Origin of the sequence: Pseudogracilibacillus auburnensis, assembly GCF_003201975.1 — a bacterium.
Lineage (GTDB): Bacteria > Bacillota > Bacilli > Bacillales > Amphibacillaceae > Pseudogracilibacillus > Pseudogracilibacillus auburnensis.
Map to the genome: position 1 here is coordinate 63,276 of NZ_QJJQ01000001.1, position 23,832 is coordinate 87,107.

A 23,832-nucleotide genomic window follows, 5' to 3' on the forward strand; every position below is an offset into this window, starting at 1 on the left:
TTTATCCTGTCACCATTTCAAGAGAAGAGTAGGAGCGTGATATTTTGTTCACAGATATACAAACGCCACAAAAGAAATTATCGAAGGATATAGTGAAGGTAACGATTATTAGTGAATTAATTAGTAATAGTATTGGGTTTATTGTGCTTGGCGTTTTATTTTATTTAGATGATCGATTTTCTTGGAAGGATTGGATCGGTTGGATTTTAATTGCAATTACTGTTATTGCTATTCTTGCAGCTGTTTGGTCTACTCTGATTCGTCCCTTTTTGCTGTATAAATATACGCGCTACCATGTGGATGAAGAGTTTTTACAATTGAAAACAGGGGCTTTAAATGAAACACATGAACTTGTACCGATGACTAAAATCCAAGCTGTCGAAACGAATCAAGGACCGATCATGCGAAAGTATGGACTGTATTCGATTTCCATTGAAACGATGGGATCGAGCCATGCAATATCTGGGTTACAGCGGGATGTGGCGATGGAGTTAAGAAATAAAATTGCGCATTACGCAAAAATAAAGGAAGTAGAATCATGATGAAGCCGAAGCGATATCATCCATTGCTGATGTTATTTGATGTATGGGGCTTTGTAAAAAATGTGTTTTTTCTAGTCATTATTTTATTTGTTTTAAATTATCAATCACAATCATTTCTTTTCAAATATGGTCGTTATGCTTTTTATTTATATACAGTGATAACATTCATTTACATTATTTCAAAATGGTTGACACAAAAATATAAACTGGGCGATACTGCTTTTCATTTATATAAAGGGGTTTTTACAAAAAAAGAGCAAACAATTCCATATGCTAAAATCCAAAATGTGAATCGCCATATCTCGGTATTTCATCGCATTTTTAAGATGACATCGATTCATTTTGAAACAGCGATGTCAGGAGAAGATACAACGATCAAGTTTAACGTAATCTCGCTCCAAGAAGCAGACAAAATGGAAAAGGTGATTGAACAGGGTACACAGCATGATCGTGAATTGGATGACCATGACTTTGGACAAGATAAACTAGAGCGACAAAATGATATAGATGTGGAAGAGCACAAAGAAGTTCCTGATGAGGTGTCGACACTTAAAACGAACGCGCAAAGCGGAAGACAAAACCGTGTGATCCATTTTAACCCGACAAAACGAGATGTATTGAAAGCATCCTTTACTTCGCTTAGTTTTTTAGTACTTGTTCCAATTTTAGTGTCACTTTACTTTCAACTTGATGACTTTTTTGATTTGGATGAACGGGCAGAAGGTTTGATATCGATTATTCTAAGTGCTTGGTGGCTTATCGTTGTTATTATCGTTGCTCTTGTAATCACATCCATTATATTCGGAATTGTCAGGGTGTATTTGAAGTATGGAAAATATGAAATATCTTCTGATGAAGAACGAGTTTATATTACCCAAGGAGTGATCGATGAGAGGTCCTTTTCTATTTCAAAACAGAATGTTCAAGCGGTAGAAATTACCCAATCATTGATCAAACGGCTGCTTGGCATTGTTGAAGTGAAATTAATAAGTGCAGGTAACCTTAAAATAGATGATGATGATTTAAAAATTAGTTCACTTTATCCATTTTTGCCGGAAAAACGAGCATATGAAATGATTGCAGAAATTTTGCCATCGTATGAGATAACGGAGCAGATGTCCAAATTACCGAAAAAGGCATTATGGGTTCGTTTATTGAGACCGATTTGGTTTATTGTGCTTGTTTCTGTTGCGCTATTTTACTTTCAACCAGCTATTTGGGGTTTAGAACAGGCATGGTGGATTGGACTTGTTCTACTTATTGTCGTCATCTATTCGTTCGTAATTTTAGGGTATAAAAATACGAAATACACGATAAATGATCATTTTATCCAAATAAAAAAAGGTGGAATGGTCACCTCACATATTGTTACCAAACGGGATAAGATCATTGAAGTGAAGGTTTTCAGATCCTTTCTTCAACGAAAGTTGGGAATTGCTTCGTTTGAAATCGTTAATCGGGCAAATCCAGTTCGTCATACAGAATTAGACGATATACCTGTGGCGATGGCAGGTTCCGTTTATACGTGGTATATGGATCGAACGAAGGAAATAGAAATAGAATAAATATCGACCGTGCTGTGTAAAAAGAGTGGATGCCTTTAGAAGGTCTTTCTGATAAAAATCTAACTATTCCTCACTTACTTAAAAAGATGAGGAATAGTTTTTTTATGCAAGTTTCGTACTAATTTTAAATTTATATAAAAGTAGATCGATAAACTTTTTAATATAACTAGGGTAAATTGCGTCTTGTTTGTAGATGCAACTAACTTTCATCTGGGTACCGAAATCACTGAATTCGAGAAAGGTTACCCCTTGTTTTTGTTCACTTGAAAGCCCATCAACATACGATTTTGGGAGAATACTAACCCCTAAACCGTCGCGAACAAGATGAATAATCGAAATATAATCGACAAAAGAATAAACGATATTTTTTTCCGCACCTAATAATTCATTAATGGACTTTTGAATTAACCCATTTCTATACAGCATTAAAGGTTCGTTATATAGATCCTTATATGATACTTTTTCCTGTTTTGCCAACGGGTGTTGAGTGGAAGTCATTAAAATAAAATTCGATTCGTATAAAGGTTTACAGGCAATATTATTTTTCTCCATATAAACCCTTGTTTCAATGCTAGAATTAATAATCGCAATATCTAGCTCGCCTTTTTCCAACAGATGTAATAAGTCCATTGAACCGCTTTCATAAATGCTAATTTTCATCTTTGGAAAACCTTCTTTAAACGCTTCCAATAAACGTTGAAGCTTTATATCAGTAAGAATCGGGCCAAGTCCTAACATAATTTCCCCGCTATCTGGATTATTCATTAACTCTACTTGTTGCTTTAATTTATCTACACTATTTAACACATCCAAAATAAATGGATATAGTTGCTCCCCTTGTTCCGTTAGTCTAATTCCTCTACCATCCCTTTCGAAAATGGTAGTTTCTAACTGTTTTTCCAACGTTCTTATTTGTTGGCTAATCGTTGGCTCTGTTACATAGAGATTTCGCGCTGCTTCTCTCATTGTTTTATGCTCGACAATACTGTGGACATACTCCAATTGTCTTAGTCTCAAGGAAACCCCTCCTTTAATCAATATATTTCATTATAGCAAACTATTGATAGATTTTATCTAACATTTATAGAATTTTTCTAATTTTTTTTCATCTAAAATGCTGGTATAGTAAATTTACTACTTGAAATCGCTTACAAAATAGATCTTTAGTAGTGATTCAAATGAATGAAGAAGTGAGGGATGAAAAAGAGAACATTCATCATTGTAATTTAACGTGAGGGGGATAGTCAGTGGAAAAAGACTTACGTATCAATAGTAAAGTGTTTAGTGAAGGATCGAAACAAGCGCCAAATCGAGCCATGTTACGTGCAGTTGGGTTGACTGATGAAGATTTTAATAAGCCGATGGTAGGAATTGCGAGTACATGGAGTGAAGTAACTCCTTGTAATATGCATATTCACGATTTAGCGGTTGCGGCTAAAAGAGGAGCTCGTGAAGCTGGTGCTGTGCCGTTAATTTTTAATACGATAACCGTATCCGATTCGATTGCGATGGGCACACAAGGGATGCGTTATTCATTACCAAGTCGGGATGTCATCGCTGATTCGATCGAAACCGTGGTCGGAGGGGAAAATTTAGATGGATTACTGACAATTGGTGGTTGTGATAAAAATATGCCAGGTTGTATGATCGCGATTGCGAATGCCCGAGTTCCAGCAATCTTCGTTTATGGAGGAACGATCGATGCAGGAAAACATAATGGTAAAAATATCGATTTACTTTCCGTTTTTGAAGGGGTTGGGGAGTTAAATAGTGGAAAAATAGATGAGCAAGAATTAAGGGCAATTGAATGTAAAGCCTGTCCTGGTGCAGGTTCTTGTGGTGGAATGTACACAGCAAATACAATGTCATCTGCCATTGAGGCACTTGGAATGAGTTTGCCTGGTAACTCATCTACTCCCGCCACGTCGGAAAATAAACAAATCGAATGTGACCAAGCAGGAAGAGCGCTGTACAAATTAATGGAAAAAGGCATTTATCCAAAAGATATTATGACTAAAAAAGCATTTGAAAATACAATTACCGTGGTTATGGCTCTAGGTGGGTCGACAAATGCGGTGCTCCATTTACTCGCTATTGCCGATGCGATCGGGGTTGATTTATCGATGGATGACTTTGACCGATTGCAAAAAACAGTGCCACATATTGCAAACTTAAGGCCAAGTGGAAAATATGTCATGGAAGATTTGTATAAAGTAGGTGGCGTTCCAGCTGTCATGAAATTACTTCATGAAAAAGGCTACTTACATGGCGATTGCTTAACTGTTACAGGTAAAACATTAGCAGAGAATTTACAAGACGCGCCTGATCTTGCGGCAGGACAAGATGTCATTATGCCAATGGGAGAGCCGCTCAGTAAACAAGGACCACTCGTTATGTTAAAAGGGAATCTCGCCCCACGAGGTGGAGTCGCCAAAATGTCCGGTGTTTCCGTACAAACCCATACAGGTCCTGCACGAGTATTTGATACCGAAGACGCCGCAGCAAAAGCAGTAACAAACAACGAGATTAAAGCAGGCGACGTTTTAGTTATTCGGTATGTCGGTCCTAAAGGAGGACCAGGAATGCCAGAGATGCTTTCCGTTTCTGCAATCCTCGTCGGAAAAGGATTAGGGGAAAAAGTGGCACTTCTTACAGATGGTCGATTTTCAGGTGGAACACACGGTTTGGTCGTTGGACATATTGCACCAGAAGCACAAGTAGGTGGGCCAATTGCACTCTTACAAGAAGGGGATATCGTAACTGTTTGTGCTAAACGACAAGAAATTTTTATGGATGTGTCTGACGAGGAACTAAATAAAAGAAAAGCAAATTGGATCGCACCACCATTAAATAAACATGGTGTGTTAGGAAAATATGCACATAATGTTTCTTGTGCCTCCTTAGGTGCAATTACTAATTATTTCGATTAATATTTCACTAAAATTCAGATGATTTTGATAAAGATAGTGCATTCTAAAACTAATTTGGAAGGGGAAATTTCAATGGTAAAAAGAATTAGCTTATTACTCATTATTTTCGCATTAGTCATATTGTCCGCATGTTCTGGTTCTAAAGATTCGGATACATCTTCTAATGATACAAGTGGTGGAGAGGAGAAAGAAAAAGTAGTCATTGGAACGTCTGTTGCTTCCCTTGGATTTTTATTTTTTGTCGAGGGGCAAAAGGCATCAGAAGCGGCTGCGGCTGAACTAGGTGTAGAAACAATTTTTTACGATGCAGAAGAAAATCAAGCAAAACAAAATCAAGATATAGAAGATATGATCGTGAAAAAAGTAGATGCGATTGTCGTAGCTCCTGTTACAACTGAAGGAGTGATCCCGGCAATTAAACAAGCGAATGAAAAAGGTATTCCTGTTTTTACAGTAGATAGATATGTAGATTCAGACGAAGTAGACATTGTCGCACATTTAGGTACAGACAATATTGATATGGGTAAAAATGCTGGTGAATTATTTTTAAAAGGGTTGGAAGAAAAATATCCAAATGAGGAAGTATATAAAGTTGCAGAATTAATCGGAACTGCTGGTTCTTCTACGGCAATGGAAAGAGGAGAAGGGATTCATTCTGTGTTAGCGGATAACCCTAAAATTGAGTTTCTTATCAATTTAAATGCTGATTTCCAATCTACTACGGCGATGAGTGTAACAGAGGATATTCTTACTTCAACGAAGGAATTACATGGGATTATTGCACATAATGACATGATGATTGAAGGAGCGTTCCGTGCAGCAGATGATGCAGATCGGGCAAAGGATTTAGTTCTGGTCGGAATGGATGGACAAAAATCAACAGTGGAACAAATTATTTCAGGCGATATTTACGGAACATATTTACAACAACCAGCAATGTTAGCAGATGCATTACGGGCAGCGGTGAAACATTTAGATGGAGAAGAAATGGATAAAATAATCGCCGTACCAACAGAAGAAATCAACCCGGAAAATGCGAATGAAATGGTAGAGAAAGCTTGGTAATGTGAATAAACGCCTAAAGTAAATGGCTGGAAATTTTTAAAAATGACGATCGAAAGGGGGATGAACATGGTAAGGGTGACGGAAGTGATGCTTGAGACAAAACATATTAAAAAAGCATTTGGCGGGATTACGGTGTTAAAAGGGATCAATCTAGAGATTAAAAAAGGGGAAGTTCATACATTACTCGGAGCCAATGGTGCTGGAAAGAGTACGTTAATTAAAATTATCGATGGAATCCATACCGATTTTGAAGGAGAAATTTTTATAAATGGTGAACGTGTCAGACCTAAAAATCCAAATGATGCCCGGTTACTTGGGATTGGGATGGTACACCAAGAATTAAGTTTAATTCCGACATTAAGTGTGGCAGAAAATGTGTTTATCGGTCGATTACCGAAACTTGCCAATGGGTTAGTGAATTTTAAAAAGCTTTATCGTGATTGTGCCAATATATTTGAGGAAATAAATATTACGATCAAGCCAAATGAAATGGTCAAAAATTTAAGTATCGCTGATCGACAAATGGTGGAAATTGCTAAGATGCTTTCCCATCAATCCGAAATTATTTTACTTGATGAGCCGACGTCCTCGCTTAGTGATGATGGCGTAGAACGTCTATTTAAAACGGTTGAAAAATTACGAGAAAATGGCAAAGCGATTATTTTTATTACCCATAAATTTGAGGAGATTTTTGCGATATCTGATCGGGTGACCGTTTTACGGGATGGGCAACAAATCGACACGATTGATTTAAACATGGAAACCGCCCCTCATTCCCAGTTAGAGACAAAATTAGTATCCCTTATGACAGGAACACACGAAGATGAGATTGGGGAGTTGTACCCTAAAAAAGCGAAAGAGATTTCTGATGAAGTTGTTTTTGAGGTGCAGGATTATACCCAAGAAGGGAAATATGATCAAATTTCTTTTCAAATTAAACGAGGAGAAATAGTAGGGTTAGTCGGCCTAAAAGGTGCAGGAAGAACGGAAGTGATCAGATCGATTTTCGGTAGGGACACGAAGCAATCAGGGCGCACATTTTTAAACGGCGAGGAAATAACGATTAAAAATCCACGAGATGCAATTAAAAAAGGAATTGGACTGATTTCCGAAGATCGGAAAGAAGAAGGATTTGTTGGCTGTCTCGGACTAAAAGAAAATATCAATTTAACGACGATCATGGATACGGTAACATTTGGCTTAATTAATAAAGCGAAAGAAACGAAGAAAATGCGTGATTATATAAAGAAGTTAAATATTAGAACGACATCAGAACAGGCATTGGTAAGAAATTTAAGTGGTGGAAACCAGCAAAAAGTTGTGATCTCTAAATGGTTAGCCGCAAATTGTAAAGTGTTATTAATCGATGAGCCAACACGAGGCATCGATGTAAAGGCTAAATCGGAAATTTATCAATTAATTCGCGATTTAGCCGACAATGGGACAGCTGTTTTAATGATTACGTCTGAACTTCCAGAACTAATTGGATTATCTGATCGAGCTTTAGTCATGCATGAAGGAAAAATCGTTAATGAATTAGTTGGGGACGCCATCAATGACGAAAATATTATGAATAGTATTTTTAAGCATAGTGCCTAGTTCACTAAAATAGACGGAGGATAGATCATTGGAAAGAATGAAACCTGTTTTGATCAAACAAAGTGAAATAGATGAACGGATTATCATTGTTTCGATCAATCGAACTGAAAAATTAAATTCCATTCATTTAGAACTTCTCGAATCATTACAAAGTGAACTGGAAAGAATCAACAAAGTACAACATATAAAAGCAGTTATTCTAACGAGCGAATCATTAAAAGCGTTCTCGACAGGGATCGATGTCCATTTTGTAAAAGAGTTGGCTAACAAGGAAGAAGTCGCTAACTTCTTTTACAAACTCGCTCATTTGTTTGAAACGGTGCAACAATTAAGAGTACCGACAATTGCAGCAGTAAATGGATATGCATTTGGAGCAGGTGCTGATCTTGCCCTAGCTTGTGATCTAAGAATTGCTAATGAAGTAGCATCTTTTCGATTTCCCGGTCCACAGTTCGGGGTTGTATTGGGAATACAACGTCTTATCAGCGAGGTGGGGGGCTCAACTGCACGAACATTGACATTAATGAACAAATTGATCGACAGCAAGGAAGCTCTACATGATGGAGTTGTCCATGAAGTTGTTTCTAGTGCCAATTGTCTCCGTCGAGCCGAGGAATGGGCAAAACATCTTATCGAGATGCCTTCATTTGCGAAAGAAACTATCCGAAATATGTGTAATAGAGTGGAGCGTGATTTGCTGATGCAAGATCCTTGTGAACTTGCAAAAAAATCCATTTTAGCAGTCGATTTTAACGAAGCTTTTGAACAATATGTAGCTAGGATAAAAAAATGACAGGAATATATGGCAGAAAAGGGGGAGATTTGGTTGCAATTAGCTTTGAAAAAAGGGCCGTTAGCAGATATTAAAGTAATTGAACTTGGTCAAATTGCAGCAGGGCCTTTTGCAGGAATGCTACTGGCAGATTTAGGTGCAGATGTCGTAAAAGTAGAACGACCAAATAGTGGTGACTCAATGCGACAATGGCCCCCATTGACGACAAATGACGAAGATGAAGTGTATAGTGAAAATTTTGCTTCGGTGAATCGGAATAAACGAAGTATTACTGTTAATTTAAAAGATGAAAAAGAAGTCCAAGATTTAATTGAATTGTGCAAGGAAGCAGATGTATTGTTGGAAAATTATCGACCTGGTGTATTGAAGCGATTAGGTCTTGGTTACGAAGATCTAAAACAGATTAATCCCGCGCTCGTATATTGTTCGATCTCAGGCTATGGACAAACGGGACCATATTCGAAGAAAGGTGCTTTTGATGTTGCAGTTCAGGCGATTAGTGGATTGATGAGTGTGACGGGAGAAGAGTCAGGTCCACCAGTAAAATGTGGTGTCCCTGTTGGCGATTTTGCCGCCGGATTATATGCTGCTTACAGTATTTTGGCAGCACTTAAAAAGAAGGAGGAAACGAATCAAGGCTCCTATATCGACTGTTCGATGTTAGGAAGCTTACTTGGTATTTCCGCATTACAAACAAGTGAATATTATGGTACGGGTAAGGCACCGAAACGGTTGGGATCTGCTCATCCGCGTAATGCACCGTACCAAGTGTTCGAATCAAAAGACCGTCCATTTGCAATCGCAGCGGGAAACGATAAATTGTGGAGAGATGTGTGTAAAATTGTTCAAATGGAAGAGTTGACGGAAGATCCACGATTTAAAACCCAATTAGTAAGAGCGAAAAATCAAAAAGAGCTAGCAACGATTATTCAACCAGTGTTTTTAACGAAAGAAGTAGCCCATTGGCTAGAAGTATTTGATGCATATGGCATTCCTTGTGCCCCAGTAAATGATTTTCAAGAAATATTGGATGATGTCCATGTAAAAAGCATGAATATTATTGAAAATCTCACATTACCGAATGGCAAAAAGACGAAAACGATTGGTTATCCAATCCATATGTCTGATTATGAATTTGAAGTTTTTCGCTCTCCTCCTAAATTAGGAGAACATAATGAAGAGGTTTATGAAGAATGGTTAAATCATCGGAAGGAAAGGGTTGATTAAATGGAAAAACAGCATGAAATGGACCAATTTATTGAAAATGTCGCTGCTATTGTCCAGAAAGGTGGGGATGAACGTTTTATTACCGCTCAAGTTGCTGCAGCATTGGGAGTGTTACTAAAAAGTAACTATGAATTGCCGACTAAATACCGGGTTCCTAATAAAAATAAATATGTCCTCTATCCTGTCTATGTCGCTCCAGATGAATCATTTTCGGTCGCATCTGCTGTTTGGGATGTTGGACAAGCAGCACCAATCCATGACCACAGGACGTGGGGGGTAATCGGGATTGTCCAAGGTACGGAATATGAAGTAAGCTATGTGCGTCCAACTGACGAGGAAGAAAAACCATTAAAAGAACTAGAAAAGTCTTATTTATATGAAGGGGACGTTGCTGTTTGTTGTACGACAGATCAAGATGTTCATGAAGTAAGTTGTGCATCTTCTATCCCTTGTGTGGGACTTCATATATATGGGGGAAATATCGGTAAGATTACTCGTTATATGTATGAAAAAGCAACAGGAAAGAAAAAGGCAGTAGTGACAAAATGGGATAAAGTGACGAACTAAAGGAGAGAAAAACAGATGCGACTCAGTGGAAAAATTGTATTAATAACAGGTGCGGGCTCCGGAATCGGGGCAAGCACCGCCAAGCTTTTTGCTAAAGAAGGTGCAAGCGTTATTGTCAATGACATTTCAGAAGCAGATGGCATCCAAATAGTGAAAGAAATCAATGAAGCAGGTGGCAAGGCGACGTTTATTGGAGCAGACGTGACGGACCGAGATCAAGTGAAAGCAATGGTCGAGCAAGTGATAGCACAATGTAAGCAGATCGATGTGCTATTTAATAATGCTGGCATTTCGGTCGTTGGCACATTACATGAAACAGAGGATGATGTTATTGACCGCGCGATGCAAGTGAATATTAAAGGGGTTTGTACAGTCAGTAAGCATGTGTTGCCATATATGATGGAGCAAAAACAGGGTAGTATTATTAATATGTCTTCATGTCTTGCTGAAATTGGATTTTTGCGCAGAGCTATCTATGCCGCTACAAAAGGGGCGGTACTTGCTCTAACAAAATCAATGCAAGTTGATTATGCACCGTACAATATTCGGGTAAATGCACTACTTCCCGGGACGATTTATACTCCGTTCGTTGAAAACTATTTAAAATCGGCGTATGAAGATCCAGAAGCGGCACTTGAAAAAATTAAACAGCGCCAGTTGAACGGACAACTTGGGACACCAGAAGATGTAGCAAATGCTGCCCTATTTCTAGCGTCAGATGAATCGAAATTTATGCTTGGATCACCTGTTTATATCGATGGGGGAGTCGTCTCGGGAAAGGCATTATAAGGGAGGAGTATGGACGTGAAACTATTAACTTTTGAAAAAAACAATCTATTACATCTTGGGATTAAAACAGAAAATGGGATATTAGACGTAGCTCATGCGGCAACAGAATTAGGGATGAACAATATACCACTAACGATCGGTTGTGTAATTGAAGGTGGTGCTGATGCGCTGTCAAAACTAAACATATTAGTAGATAAAGCAAACGAATGTGATCATCCACATGTTTATTTGGATGAAGAAGGTCTCGAATTTGGCCCTTGTGTTCCAAACCCAGGAAAAATTGTTTGCGTAGGACTAAATTATAAAAAACATGTGGAAGAATCAAATATGCCCATTCCGGAAACGCCTGTCCTTTTTAATAAATTTAATAATACGATTACCGCCCACAGGAAGACGATTTTCTTACCACATAATTCTAAAGAGGTTGATTATGAAGCAGAATTGGTTATTGTGATTGGCAAGAAGGCGAAACGGGTTCCAAAAGAAGCAGCACTTGACTACGTATTTGGCTATTGTGCAGTGAATGAACTTTCCGCTCGTGATTTGCAAATGTTAAATCCACAATGGTTAGCTGGAAAAAGTTGTGACGATTTTAGCCCAGTTGGCCCATATTTAGTCTCGAAAGATGAAGTGCCAAATCCAAATAACTTACAAATTAAAACGTACTTAAACGGAGAGCTTCGTCAAAACTCGAATACGTCTGATATGATTTTTAACTGTGAAACACTTATTAGCTATATTTCAGATCATATGACACTTGATGCAGGAGATATCATTATGACGGGAACTCCTGAAGGCGTCATCTTAGGCTATCCAGAAGACGAGCGTGAGTATTTGAAAAAAGGGGATAATGTTGTTGTCGAGATTGATCCGTTAGGTACATTAATAAATACATTTGATCAGGAAATATAATAGGAGGAGCTAATTAGAATGCGAAAATTGTTGTCTTATCCAATGGATGAAATGAGTCCAGGCTGGCCAGGTAATCCGAAGGTGGAAATTAAAGCGTATACAAATATGTCAGAAGGCGATGTAAACAACCATTTTGAAGTGAAATTTTTCAACCATTTTGGTAGCCATATGGATGGCCCGAAACATTTTAATAATGACGGTGCGCGCATTGCAGAACTACCGGTCGAAACGTTTTTCTATGATCGTCCGCTTTTAATTGATCTGCCAAAATCATACGGAGAGCTTGTAACACGGGAGGATTTAGAGCCGTATGCTGAAAAGATGAAAGACGCGGATTTACTCATGATTCGGAGCGGCTTTTCAGATAAAAGAAAATCGGATCCAGAAGGATATGCGGGAAATGGTCCAGGATTTACGGGCGATTCATGTAAATATTTAATGGATGAATTTCCTAACTTAAAAGGAGTTGCAATGGATTGGATTTCTCTTGCATCGTATACAAATATCGACGAAGGAATTTTGGCGCACCAATATTTACTCGGAATGTTCCATGATGATGATTATATGGTAATCATTGAGGACTTAAATTTTGCATCGTTAACAAATGACACACTTGAAAGCGTTATCGCATTACCATTATTAATTAATGGGATTGATAGTGCACCTTGTACCGTCGTTGCGGAGATTAAATCTTGACAGGGGGAATAGTCGATGGAATCAAAAAAATCAGGAATAGCTAGTACCCAAATGAATCAACTTTCAACACTTCATTTTACAAAAGGGTTAAAAAATAAAATCGATATTGTTACACTTGGTCCGATTCTTGGACTTGTCGCCATTACAATCATCTTTTCAATTATTGCACCAAACTTTTTTTCACTCGAAAATATACCAAATATTTTACGACAAGTTTCTGTTATTGGCGTGATGGCAATTGGGATTACTTTTGTCATTATTTTAGGAGAAATTGATTTAAGTATTGCTAGTACGATGGCGATTAGTGGACTTGTTGCAGGAGCGCTTTCCATTGGTGGTTATGGATTAGGCTTCGAGCTTCCAGTCATTTTTGCTATCGCTGGTGCACTTGTAGTTGGAACTGTATTTGGTATTATTTCAGGAATAGCCAACGCAAAATTAAAAATTCCCTCTTTTATCGCTACGATTGCGATGATGTATATTATTGACGGAATAGCCTTATGGTTTTCAGGCGCGCAGCCATTATACGGTTTACCAAATAGTCTTCAGTGGTTCGGCTCAGGTAAAATATTTGGCCTACCAGTCATTGTTCTCGTATTTGCAGTCGTGTTTATTATTAGTCATATTATTCTAAGCAGAACTGCTTTTGGAAGAAACTTATATGCAATTGGTGGAAATGAAGAAGCCGCAAGAATGTCAGGAATTCATGTAGATAGACATAAGATTGCAGCCCTTGCCATTAGTGGGTTCCTTTGTGCATTAGCAGGAATTATGATGTTAGGTCGAATCGGGAGTGCTCAAGTAACTGTTGGAGCAGGACTTATGTTACCCCCGATAGCTGGTGTAATCCTTGGTGGTACTTCTTTATTCGGTGGAGTTGGAAGTATGTGGAGAACATTGGTTGGTGTTTTGTTAATGGGTGTTTTAGTTAATGGGCTCAATCTTCTTGGCGTCGGAACAGATGGACAAAATTTAGCAACAGGGATTGTATTATTTGTCGCTCTTGCACTAAATGTAATCGATTCAAGAAAATAAGGAGGAGCTGTAATGGGAAAGTTGATGAAAGCCGTGCAATTTATGAATGCTTATGATCTTAAATACAATAATATAGCAATACCTACTTTCCAGGAGGATGAAGTATTAATTAAAGTTCACCAAGTTGGGATTTGTGCGACAGATTTAGAAATTTTTGAAGGAAATATGGTTTATTTTCAAACAGGACAATCAACATTTCCAATTATACCTGGTCATGAATGGTCAGGTGAAATTGTAGCAATAGGGGAAGCTGTAACTGATTTTTCAGTTGGGGATCGTGTTGTTGGGGAAACGACCTTACCTTGTGGAAAATGTGCGAGATGTTTACAAGGTCGCTATAATTTATGCCCTCATCGTATTGAATGTGGTGTCCTTGCAAAAAATGGTGCATGTGCCGAATATATTACCTATCCAACTCATGTGTTGCACCGTTTTTCCTCTCATGTTTCCTATGAGGAGGCGAGTCTTATTGAACCAGCTGCAGTAGCTTATCGTGCAACAGGGAAATTAAATATTAAACCAAATGATCATGTTGCAGTAATGGGTGGAGGACCAATTGGGCTGCTCGCTGTTCAAATGGCAAAAGTATTTGGGGCGAATAAAGTGACACTAATTGATATGAATGAAACACGCTTACAAGTTGGAAAAGAACTTGACGCTGATTATGTAATCAATGCTGCAAGAGGGGACTTATTAGACCAAGTAAAGCAAGTAACAAATAACCAGTTATTTTCTGCCATGGTGGAGGCGACAGGTAATACAATTGCAATTGAAAATTCATTAGATACGCTTATTCCTGGCGGGCGACTTTGCCTTATAGGACTATGCGGTGGGAAAAAAGCGACAATTAATACCGATTTAGTCGTCGCAAATGATTTGGAATTACACGGCTCTTTAGGAAGTCCCAACGTGTGGAACACTGTCATATCCTTACTTGAAGATGGGAAAATTAATACGAGAAGACTCATCACTCATCGATTTGCCCTGGGGCAATTTGGCGAAGCATTACATTTTATGGGCGAAAAAGATCCAAGCTGTATCAAAATCATTGTTGATGTAGGGTGATGCAGCATATAGTACAATGGAGGGTGTTACTATTGAATAAGAATGATGGAGGTGTGAAAACTAGTTGAATACAGCTACCAAGAAAAAAGATCAGCCTTTTATCATCGATGTTGTGCCAGGACTACTTATATGTTTTGCTGTCATGTTTGTCGGGATGTATGGCGCGGAATTTATTGGCTATATGATGATCAAGGCTGGACTATTATCTTCAGAAAGTAAAACACCTGTATCAGGGATTTTTGTTGCAATCATTATCGGTATTTTGATCCGAAATACGATTGGTTTCAAACAAGCTATTTTCGGAGCGGGGATCGCTTTTTCTGTTAAATATGTTCTTCGTGCTGGAATTGTCCTCCTTGGTTTACGGCTTAGTTTAGTAGAGGCATTGAAACTCGGTGCATTAGGAATACCGTTAATCGTTGCTTGTATTTCATCTGGACTATTCATTACGCTATATTTAACGAATAAAATGAACCAGTCGAACCGGCTTGGAACGTTAATTGCTTGTGGAACAGGTATTTGTGGGGTTACTGCCATTATGGCAACCTCCCCTGTTATTAAAGCAAAAGAGGATGAAATTTCGTATGCGGTTGCCAATATTACGATATTCGGTTTAACAGGAATGGTATTATATCCTTTTCTAGCAAACTTCTTATTTGGGGATGATCCAATTAAGGCTGGGTTGTTTTTAGGAACAGCGATTCATGATACTGCACAAGTAACAGGAGCAGCACTTATTTATCATCAAGTGTACGATTTGAAACAAGCTGTTGATGTAGCGACTGTTACAAAATTAACACGAAATTTATTTATTATCGTTATTATTCCATTCGTATCTTATTTGTATTATAAAAATATAAATAACGCTCAAGCAGAAGAAGCGAAAGAAAAGAAATCATTACCAAAATGGTATACATTTATACCATTATTTGTGATTGGTTTTTTACTTTTTGCCCTACTACGGACAATTGGTGACACGACAATAGAAAATGTTGGTGCAGCATTTGGGCTTTTTCAGCAGGCTACTTGGGAAAGTATTTATACGTATAGTAGTTCATTTGGCACGACTTATCTACTTGGAATGGCGATGGCTGGTGTCGGGTTATCGACAAACTTTCAAATGTTTAAAGGAATCGGTATGAAACCATTTTACATCGGCTTTATTGCAGCCGTCTCCGTTGGGGGTGTTAGTGCGTTACTTATTACCTTTTTTGGACATTTGGTTGTTTTATAATTTGATAGTGAGCAATAGTTAGAGAGAAGACTTTTATAGTTTTCTCTTTTTTTGCATTCAATGATTGCAAACATTGCATTAGCTTACGAATGGAAAATATATGAGTAGCGCCATTGGTTATGGAATTTGTTATCTTGAGCGTAATCACCCAATATAAAAGAATGTTCGATTACATGGAGAATAAAAAATTGGTTCAAAGGGTTAGTACAGCTTAAATATTGATTAAGTATGATTAAGACAGTTTAAATAACGTGAACAAGGAATGGGAGAAACCATCATTTTAAAAAATCGACCGACTTTAATTTTTTATATTTGAAATCGGAAAAGTGTCTCATTTTTAAAGGAGATATCCATTAGATTTAAGAAAAAATAGCAAGAAAAGAATCACCTAATACAGAAGTTGGCTATTATTTTTTTGAAATATAATTAAAAAAATTTTTATTTTATTAATAAAAGTAAAAAAAATTTCTAAATTTATTGATATATTGCAATTAATTGGGTAAAATCATTTCAAGAAAGCGTATTCTTATAGGGGCAAGCAAGGGGGGATAAATCTGTGTAGACAAACTTTATATATGGGGAGGTATTATTAAAAAAATTGAAAACATGTTTATACCGATAATGTTTCTAATGCTTTGAAAAATCTATTCATCTAGTAATTTGCTAATATAAATCATAAAAATAAGGAGTGTTAACCATTGTTAAAAAGAATATTAATATTTTTTCTGTCTACAGTTATATTGTTTGCTTCATTAGGTAGCATTTCATCCATAGAAGCAAAAGCTAACGATAATGCAAAACGAAATTTGATCAAAAACAAAAACATGAAAGCACGTATTCTTTGGTATGATTTAAGTGCAAACCTTGAAAATCTAAATACTCCAGAAAAGGTTGCTAATATTATATCTAAGACTGCAGAGGCAAATTTTAACACGATTGTATTAGATGTCAAAAGTTCAACTGGCTTTGTGCCTTATCCAAGTGAATATTCACCACATCTGAGTACATCTAAGAATCCTAAATATCAAGGTTATCCAGCTGATTTTGATTTAATTGAAAATGTAGTGCGCGAAGCAAAGAAATATGACTTAGAAGTTCATCTTAACATCAATACTTTTGCTGCAGGCAGTAATCAATACGCTGAAGGTCCAGCTATTGAAAACCAAAAATGGCAGACAATCGTTTACGATGTTACGCGTGTAGTTACTGATAGTGAAGATAATAAATATTCTATAACTGGTTTCGATATTACACGAAATAGTGATCAACTTATTATTTACACTCCTGAAAATAATACGATTTCACCCGCTAATCGTTGGGGGATTGAGGTAAAAGTTGAAAATGGAATTGTTACGGAAATTATTGACCGTAATACAATTGGAGAGCAAGAAGTGACTGTTCCTAAAAATGGATACTTGATATCTGCTCATGGAAAAGCTCGTCAGTGGGTACTGGATAATATTCAAATAAATGAAGAAATAGATATTTCACAAGTTCAATCAGATCTACGTCCAACTTCAGAGACAAATGCAACAGAAGCCTTTATGAATCCGATTAATCCAGAGGTACAACAGTTTACATGGAATATTATCAGTGAGCTTGTAACCAATTATGATATAGATGGAATAACATTGGATCGTGCACGGTATAACAATATTTATACAGATTTTAGTGATTTAAGTCGTTCGGAATTTGAAAAAGAAATAGGTCAAAAGGTTACTAACTGGCCAGAAGATATTTTTACAGTAAAATTTGAAGATAATAAGAAAGTGACTGTTCCTGGAAAACATTACAAGGAATGGATTAAGTGGCGTGCAGCTAATATTGAAAAATACTTCGAAGAAACTAGTAAATTGGTTAAATCACAGAATTCGGATGTTTTGTTCAATACTTATGTAGGATCATGGCATCCCTTGTATTATAGTGAAGGTGTCAACTGGGGAAGCAAGAATTATCAACCAGATTATGAGTGGGCTACTCCAGACTATCATGAAACAGGTTATGCAGAACATTTAGACTTTTTGATGACTGGTCTTTATTATGGTGATGTGACAATCGAGGAATCAGATGCTAAAGGATTACCATATTGGTATAGTGTGGAAGGGGCAGCCAATCTCAGTATGGAAGTAACCAATTATGAAACATTTACGTATGGAAGTTTATATTTACTTGATTATCAAGATCGACCAGAATCATTTAAAGAAGCTATTCGGATGACCGAAAGTAAAACACACGGAGTCATGCTGTTTGACTTGGTTTATATTGAAATGTACGATTGGTGGCCACTATTACAAGAAGTATTTACCAAAGAAACCGTTGCACCGCATACGATTCCAGGATTAAACTGACGATCTTAAACATTCGTTAATCAAGAAAGAATATTTTTAACGACCGTCGAGCATGTTGTTATCATCAAGCTATTTTTATACATTAAAAATTTTTTTTAAAAGCTTACTATTACAACATTATTGCTTTCACTGACGTAACAACGATAAAAGTCTTGCGTTACTAAGTTGGAGGTAAGATTTTCTCTGGCTTTTAAAGGAAATTATTTTTAAAATAAAAGTAAATATAAAAATTATTTTTAAAAAAGTTGAAAAGTAAACAATTATTAAGTAAAATAAAAATAGGGAAAACGCTTTCCGATATAAAACTATTTCTCAAAACATAAGGAGGAAGAATTAGATGGGGAAAAGGGGAAAAATAACATTACTAAGTCTACTTATTGGGATTTTAGCAATCGGGTTGGTAGGTTGTGGTGGTGAGAAAGAAAAAAGTAACGATAATGCTCAGCAAGATACAGATACATCTGACGAGCTTTCAGGCGAGGTGGTAATGTGGACAGCCTCTCTATCGGGAGAGCCGTTTGATAGTTATTTTGCAGATATTAAGAAAGAGTTTGAAGAACTTCATCCAAATGTAGATGTAATTATCGAAGACATTCCACAAAATGATATAGAACAAAAGGTATTGACTTCTTTAACCGGAAATGATGTACCAGATGTAGTCAACTTGGCTCCACGCTATATGGTAAACATTGCTTCTCAAGGTGGGTTATTAGATTTATCAGAATTAGTAAGTGAAGAATTAAAAAATACTTTCTTAGAAGGACCTTTTAAATCAGGAAATTTTGAAGATGGTCTTTATGCATTACCTTGGTATTTGACAACAACGGTTAGCTGGTATAACGATGATCATTTTGAACAAGCTGGTATTACAGAAACACCATCAAATACACAAGAAATCTATGAAACTGCAAAGGCGATAACAGAAAAAACAGGAAAACCTTCCTATTTTCAAATTATTAACGAAGGTGACACTGTAATGGAAAAAATGCTTACGCTTGCAGATGGTGAACCAATTGTTAAAGATGGTAAAACTGTTCTCCAAGATAATGAGGATATTGTTGAATACTTTACATTAACACAAAAAATGTATCAAGAAGGAATTATGCCACAGGAAAATGTAGAAGGTACTTTCTCCACTGCACAAGAGTTATATATGGCTGGTAATCTGTCATTAACAGAAAGTGGTGTAACATTTCTAGGACCGATTGAATCTGGTGCACCTAATATTTATGAAGTTTCTAAAGCGGGTCAACCATTAAATGACTTAGATGCACGTATGAATGTTGCTGTTATGAACTTTTCGATTCCAGCAAAATCGAACAATCCTGATGCAGCAATGGCATTAGCGGAATTTGTTACAAATGCAGAAAATCAACTTGAATTTGCTAAGATTGCTGGTACGGTTCTACCATCAACAAAAGAATCTTTGGAAGATGAGTATTTTACAGATCCAGGTGATTCTCCAAAGGCCTTGGGAATGCTTGAAGCAGCCAAATCATTAGAGCGGGCAGAAGTACTCATTCCCCCACTTGAAAATAGTGCAGAACTTCGGGAAGTTGTGAAAAACACTTATGTAGAAAACTTACAAGGTAAGTTAACTCCGGAAGAAGCACTACAAAAAATAGCCGAAAAATGGGACGAATCATTTGAAAAGACAAGTATTCAGCCAACATTTTAATAAAAAATAATGGGGCTGGGACATAACTAAAACGACCAAATCTAAAGACGAACAATGTATTACCTTAGCGGAGGAAATATACGTAGACTCCTGCGGGAGGAAAGGCATCGGTGAGACCCCACAGTGTACTAGCACGAGGAGGCTCACCAGCCGCCCGCGGTAAAGGAGACACTGTGAAGACAAGCGATAGCGCAGGTTGAACAGATGTCGCTCTTATGCCCTGTGGTGAAAGCGTAGTATATTTCCAGAGCGGGTTATATGCAACTACTATTGTTCGGGTTTTTCTTTGGTGAAAACACTTTTGTCCCAGGCTCTAATCTTATACGGAGGGGATAAGGTGAGTAGAGTTTCTTTTACACAATCAAAGAGAAAGTTGATCCGACATTTAACACCTTGGCTTTTTTTACTCCCGTCCATCATAGTATTGATGACTTTTTTAATTATACCAATTATCGAAGCCTTCCGCTGGAGTGTGTTGGACTATAAAATTATTGCCGATACGAGCGAATTCGTTGGTTTAAATAATTTTAAAGAAATATTCTCGGATGAAATGTTTTGGAAAGCCTTTGTGAATACGATCTTGTTTGTCGCTATCGTGCTTCCAATGAATATTTTTTTACCAATGATTTTGGCGGTTCTAGTCAATCAAAAACTCAGGACGGTTGGATTATTTCGCGTATTATACTATGTCCCAGTCGTTACACCAATTGTTGTTACAGCCTTAATGTGGAAAATGCTATATTCACAAGACAGTCTTTTGTCTAACATATTAGTAAAAATTGGGATATTAGATTCCTCCATGAACTTCCTTACCAATTCAGCAACTGCATTGGTTGCTGTTGCATTTATTACTGCTTGGAAAGGGTTAGGGTATTATATGATTATGTATTTGGCTAACCTTCAATCGATACCAAATCAATTGTATGAATCAGCTAGTATAGATGGTGCAAATAGTATCCAACAATTTACAAAAATCACCATGCCGATGCTAGTACCTTCCATTACATTGGTTTCTGTACTTACGATCGTTAATGGATTAAAAGTTTTTGAAGAAATTGCTCTGACGACAAATGGTGGTCCTGCTGGGGCAACAACCACCTTAGTCATGTATATATATGATAAATTTGTTAATTTGGACGTTAGTATTGCGTCCGCAGCAGGGATCGTATTATTGGCATTAGCAATCATCGGCTCTTTGATACAAATGAGGCTGACGAGTAAACGTGAAGATGACTTGCGGGCTTAAGGAGTTGAAAAAATTGAAATCAAAGGTAGGTAAAAAAGTATTCGTCTATCTTGTGATGGTTGGTATTACGTTGGTAACCATTGGTCCTTTTATGTATACTTTATTCATTGCTTTGAAGTCCCCAGGTCAAGGTATCTATGACGGTTTATTACCAACGGAACCAACCATAACGAATTTTATCGATGCTTTTAATAAGGCAAATTTTGGAACATTTTTATGGAATACGATTATCGTAACAGGAATTGCAGTTCCATTAAATATTTTATTTAGTAGTCTTGCTGGGTATGCACTTTCTAGAATTGAATTTAAAGGAAGAGGCATTGTTTTAACCATTATTATTTCAACAATGACGGTACCTTTTCAACTTTATATGGCTCCGCTTTTTCAGATTGCTGGAGATCTCGGGTTGCGGAATACACATCTAGGTCTAACAGTCTTGCAAATTTCTACTGCGTTTGGGATTTACTTTATGCGTCAAGCGTTTTTAAATATACCAAAGGAATTAGAGGAATCTGCCTATCTGGATGGTGCGAACCGATTTCAAGTTTGGTTTAAAGTAGCCATGCCTCTTGTAAAACCTACGATAATTTCGTTAGCTATTTATACGTTTACGTTTACGTGGGGCGATTATTTGTGGCCTTTAATTAATACAACAGAAAGTAGCATGTATACGTTATCGATCGGTTTAGCACAAATGTCCCAAAATTTTGATGGAGGAAATTTAAAATTGATTAGTGCTGCTTCCATTTTAACAACTATCCCAAGTTTGTTAATCTTTATTTGGTTACAAAAGCACTTTATATCTGGTGTAACAGAAGGAGCAGTAAAAGGGTAACGATATTCAGTCCTAAGGAGAGTTAGTCTAATGAGAAATTTTATAGCATTTGACATAGGAGGTACGTTAATTAAATATGGGGTGCTTACAGATAAGGGAAATTTTTTAGAAAGAAGTGAAACGGCTACTAAAGCTGAATTAGGAGGACCAGAGGTTTTGCGGAAGGTAAAGGAAATTGGTGATGAACTGATAGGCAGGTATTCCATCAGTGGGATTTGCATTAGTACTGCTGGACAGGTTGACTCTAAAAAAGGGGAAATTCTGTATGCTTCCTCGCTTATTCCCGAGTATACTGGTACTCCGATAAAAAAAGAGTTAGAAGCTTACTTTCGATTGCCAGTTGAAGTTGAAAATGATGTCAACTGTGCCGGTTTGGCAGAATCTTGGATCGGAAAAGGAAGAGACGCTAAAAGTTTGTTTTGTTTGACCGTAGGCACCGGAATCGGTGGAAGTTATATTATTGATAATAAATTACACACAGGTCACAGCTATAGTGGAGGTGAAATCGGATATATTCCAATTGAAGGTGACCAATTTCAAGAATTAGCATCAACTAGAATTTTAATACAGAATGTGGCAAGAAGAAAAGAAGTTTTCGAAGAGAGTATCGATGGAAAAATTATTTTTGACAACGCTCGTAAAGGTGACAAAGTCTGTATAGAGGAAATAGACAGGCTTGTTTACTATCTTTCCAAAGGAATTGCAACGATAGCGTATATGATGAATCCGGAGATGATCGTGATCGGTGGTGGAATTACCAATCAAAGAGATTATTTATACCCACTAATTAAAAAACAATTGAAGAAAGATATCATTCCGGCGATTTTAAAGAAAACAAAAATAGAAATTGCTGGAAATTTGAACGATGCGGGTATGATCGGAGCATTACGTTATTTCTTGCTACAGGAATCCATGCAACCCTTTAATAAGATTACAACATTGATGGAATCAAACAGGCATAAATTGACAAAAGGGGAAAGCATGATTGCAACTTATATTATGAAAAATATGAACGACGTGCCCAATAATACTATTTCAGAAATGGCACAAAAAATAAACGTATCCGAATCAATGATTACGAGATTTTGTAAGAAATTAGACATTGGATCGTATAGTAAGCTTCGTTTAATGGCAAAAGAGGCGATTATCGGCACTCGTCTACATGATAAAACAGATACAAGTTCCCTAGTAGAAGTGAAACAGGGTTATGTTGATATTTTGAGTAAATTGGAAACATTAAATGAAACTTTGGATTTTGCAGCGTTGATGAATCAATTCACCTTATCGGATCGACTCTTTCTTTATGGTACGGGAGAAATGGAGTATGTGAATCAATTAATTAAATATAAACTAATGCAACGTGGTATCTTGGTAGATGCCTTTTCAAGCAAATATGAAATGGAAACATCTAAGCATGTCCTACAGCCGGAAATGATCGTTATAGGGTTAAGTTTATCAGGATATGATAAGGAAATTATGGAAATGTTGAAATTCGCAAGTGAAATGGGATGCATGACGATAGGAATAACTAGTCAGCAAGATTCACCGATATCCAATATATCCGATTTATCCTTACTATTACCTTCTAAAGATGACGTCGATAATTTTAGAGGTTCTATCAGTGAAGCCTCCATCTTATTTTTGTTAGAAGTTTTATTCAAGGAATTACAAAACACTAATTATAAGAAAGTCCATAAATAAAAAGT

General features: G+C 37.0%; 20 protein-coding genes. 19 read left to right on the plus strand and 1 reads right to left on the minus strand.

Annotation, left to right across the window (positions count from 1 at the left end):
- Positions 1-44: 44 nt before the first annotated feature.
- Complete coding sequence (locus tag DFR56_RS00270; RefSeq protein ID WP_110393426.1) at positions 45-542, plus strand: PH domain-containing protein; 498 nt, start codon at positions 45-47, stop codon at positions 540-542.
- On the plus strand, positions 539-2,107 hold the full coding sequence (locus tag DFR56_RS00275) for a PH domain-containing protein (RefSeq protein WP_342353132.1): 1,569 nt from the start codon (positions 539-541) through the stop codon (positions 2,105-2,107). Before DFR56_RS00270 ends, DFR56_RS00275 begins: the two co-directional genes overlap by 4 nt.
- Before the next feature lie 102 nt (positions 2,108-2,209).
- Here DFR56_RS00275 and DFR56_RS00280 read toward each other — a convergent pair whose 3' ends face one another.
- The gene (locus DFR56_RS00280) at positions 2,210-3,124 is read right to left on the minus strand and encodes a LysR family transcriptional regulator (RefSeq protein ID WP_110393427.1); all 915 of its coding nucleotides are present in this window, start codon (positions 3,122-3,124) and stop codon (positions 2,210-2,212) included.
- A 230-nt stretch (positions 3,125-3,354) separates the two neighbouring features.
- Between DFR56_RS00280 and ilvD the strand changes: the two genes are divergently transcribed.
- The 17 genes from ilvD (at position 3,355) to DFR56_RS00365 (ending at position 23,827) form a co-directional block, all read left to right on the plus strand.
- Positions 3,355-5,037, plus strand: a complete 1,683-nt coding sequence (ilvD, locus tag DFR56_RS00285) for a dihydroxy-acid dehydratase (RefSeq protein WP_110393428.1) — start codon at positions 3,355-3,357, stop codon at positions 5,035-5,037.
- A 72-nt stretch (positions 5,038-5,109) separates the two neighbouring features.
- Positions 5,110-6,102, plus strand: coding sequence for a substrate-binding domain-containing protein (locus tag DFR56_RS00290; protein WP_158525440.1), 993 nt, complete (start codon positions 5,110-5,112; stop codon positions 6,100-6,102).
- A gap of 66 nt (positions 6,103-6,168) precedes the next feature.
- Positions 6,169-7,701 (plus strand): sugar ABC transporter ATP-binding protein, encoded by a 1,533-nt coding sequence (locus DFR56_RS00295; protein WP_158525441.1) that lies wholly within the window; start codon positions 6,169-6,171, stop codon positions 7,699-7,701.
- Between the two features lie 37 nt (positions 7,702-7,738).
- The gene (locus tag DFR56_RS00300; RefSeq protein WP_244916409.1) at positions 7,739-8,494 is read left to right on the plus strand and encodes an enoyl-CoA hydratase/isomerase family protein; all 756 of its coding nucleotides are present in this window, start codon (positions 7,739-7,741) and stop codon (positions 8,492-8,494) included.
- Positions 8,495-8,527: 33 nt separating this feature from the next.
- On the plus strand, positions 8,528-9,721 hold the full coding sequence (locus tag DFR56_RS00305; RefSeq protein ID WP_242694515.1) for a CaiB/BaiF CoA transferase family protein: 1,194 nt from the start codon (positions 8,528-8,530) through the stop codon (positions 9,719-9,721).
- The gene (locus DFR56_RS00310) at positions 9,722-10,288 is read left to right on the plus strand and encodes a cysteine dioxygenase family protein (protein ID WP_110393433.1); all 567 of its coding nucleotides are present in this window, start codon (positions 9,722-9,724) and stop codon (positions 10,286-10,288) included.
- A 15-nt stretch (positions 10,289-10,303) separates the two neighbouring features.
- Entirely contained in the window at positions 10,304-11,077 is a 774-nt protein-coding gene (locus DFR56_RS00315; protein ID WP_110393434.1) for an SDR family NAD(P)-dependent oxidoreductase, read from the plus strand.
- 9 nt (positions 11,078-11,086) lie between these two features.
- Entirely contained in the window at positions 11,087-11,989 is a 903-nt protein-coding gene (locus DFR56_RS00320) for a fumarylacetoacetate hydrolase family protein (protein WP_242694516.1), read from the plus strand.
- An 18-nt stretch (positions 11,990-12,007) separates the two neighbouring features.
- The gene (locus tag DFR56_RS00325) at positions 12,008-12,685 is read left to right on the plus strand and encodes a cyclase family protein (RefSeq protein WP_110393436.1); all 678 of its coding nucleotides are present in this window, start codon (positions 12,008-12,010) and stop codon (positions 12,683-12,685) included.
- Positions 12,686-12,700: 15 nt separating this feature from the next.
- Positions 12,701-13,720: an ABC transporter permease gene (locus DFR56_RS00330; RefSeq protein WP_110393437.1), complete on the plus strand. Its 1,020-nt coding sequence runs from the start codon at positions 12,701-12,703 to the stop codon at positions 13,718-13,720.
- 12 nt (positions 13,721-13,732) lie between these two features.
- Complete coding sequence (locus DFR56_RS00335; RefSeq protein WP_110393438.1) at positions 13,733-14,785, plus strand: zinc-dependent alcohol dehydrogenase; 1,053 nt, start codon at positions 13,733-13,735, stop codon at positions 14,783-14,785.
- Positions 14,786-14,849: 64 nt separating this feature from the next.
- Positions 14,850-16,019, plus strand: coding sequence for a YeiH family protein (locus tag DFR56_RS00340; RefSeq protein WP_244916385.1), 1,170 nt, complete (start codon positions 14,850-14,852; stop codon positions 16,017-16,019).
- Positions 16,020-16,717: 698 nt separating this feature from the next.
- Positions 16,718-18,367, plus strand: coding sequence for an alpha amylase family protein (locus tag DFR56_RS00345; RefSeq protein ID WP_110393439.1), 1,650 nt, complete (start codon positions 16,718-16,720; stop codon positions 18,365-18,367).
- 337 nt (positions 18,368-18,704) lie between these two features.
- Entirely contained in the window at positions 18,705-20,045 is a 1,341-nt protein-coding gene (locus tag DFR56_RS00350) for an ABC transporter substrate-binding protein (RefSeq protein ID WP_110393440.1), read from the plus strand.
- Between the two features lie 337 nt (positions 20,046-20,382).
- Positions 20,383-21,291, plus strand: coding sequence for a carbohydrate ABC transporter permease (locus tag DFR56_RS00355; RefSeq protein ID WP_244916386.1), 909 nt, complete (start codon positions 20,383-20,385; stop codon positions 21,289-21,291).
- A gap of 13 nt (positions 21,292-21,304) precedes the next feature.
- A complete protein-coding gene (locus DFR56_RS00360; protein WP_244916387.1) occupies positions 21,305-22,126 on the plus strand; it encodes a carbohydrate ABC transporter permease in 822 nt (273 codons plus the stop codon).
- 30 nt (positions 22,127-22,156) lie between these two features.
- A complete protein-coding gene (locus DFR56_RS00365; RefSeq protein WP_110393442.1) occupies positions 22,157-23,827 on the plus strand; it encodes an ROK family protein in 1,671 nt (556 codons plus the stop codon).
- The last annotated feature ends 5 nt before the right edge of the window (positions 23,828-23,832 follow it).

Coding starts and splice junctions, on each gene's coding strand:
- DFR56_RS00275 (WP_342353132.1), top strand. CDS start 539: ATGATGAAGCCGAAGCGATATCATCCATTGCTGATGTTATTTGATGTA.
- DFR56_RS00290 (WP_158525440.1), top strand. CDS start 5,110: ATGGTAAAAAGAATTAGCTTATTACTCATTATTTTCGCATTAGTCATA.
- DFR56_RS00295 (WP_158525441.1), top strand. CDS start 6,169: ATGGTAAGGGTGACGGAAGTGATGCTTGAGACAAAACATATTAAAAAA.
- DFR56_RS00300 (WP_244916409.1), top strand. CDS start 7,739: ATGAAACCTGTTTTGATCAAACAAAGTGAAATAGATGAACGGATTATC.
- DFR56_RS00310 (WP_110393433.1), top strand. CDS start 9,722: ATGGAAAAACAGCATGAAATGGACCAATTTATTGAAAATGTCGCTGCT.
- DFR56_RS00315 (WP_110393434.1), top strand. CDS start 10,304: ATGCGACTCAGTGGAAAAATTGTATTAATAACAGGTGCGGGCTCCGGA.
- DFR56_RS00320 (WP_242694516.1), top strand. CDS start 11,087: ATGGACGTGAAACTATTAACTTTTGAAAAAAACAATCTATTACATCTT.
- DFR56_RS00325 (WP_110393436.1), top strand. CDS start 12,008: ATGCGAAAATTGTTGTCTTATCCAATGGATGAAATGAGTCCAGGCTGG.
- DFR56_RS00330 (WP_110393437.1), top strand. CDS start 12,701: ATGGAATCAAAAAAATCAGGAATAGCTAGTACCCAAATGAATCAACTT.
- DFR56_RS00335 (WP_110393438.1), top strand. CDS start 13,733: ATGGGAAAGTTGATGAAAGCCGTGCAATTTATGAATGCTTATGATCTT.
- DFR56_RS00350 (WP_110393440.1), top strand. CDS start 18,705: ATGGGGAAAAGGGGAAAAATAACATTACTAAGTCTACTTATTGGGATT.
- DFR56_RS00365 (WP_110393442.1), top strand. CDS start 22,157: ATGAGAAATTTTATAGCATTTGACATAGGAGGTACGTTAATTAAATAT.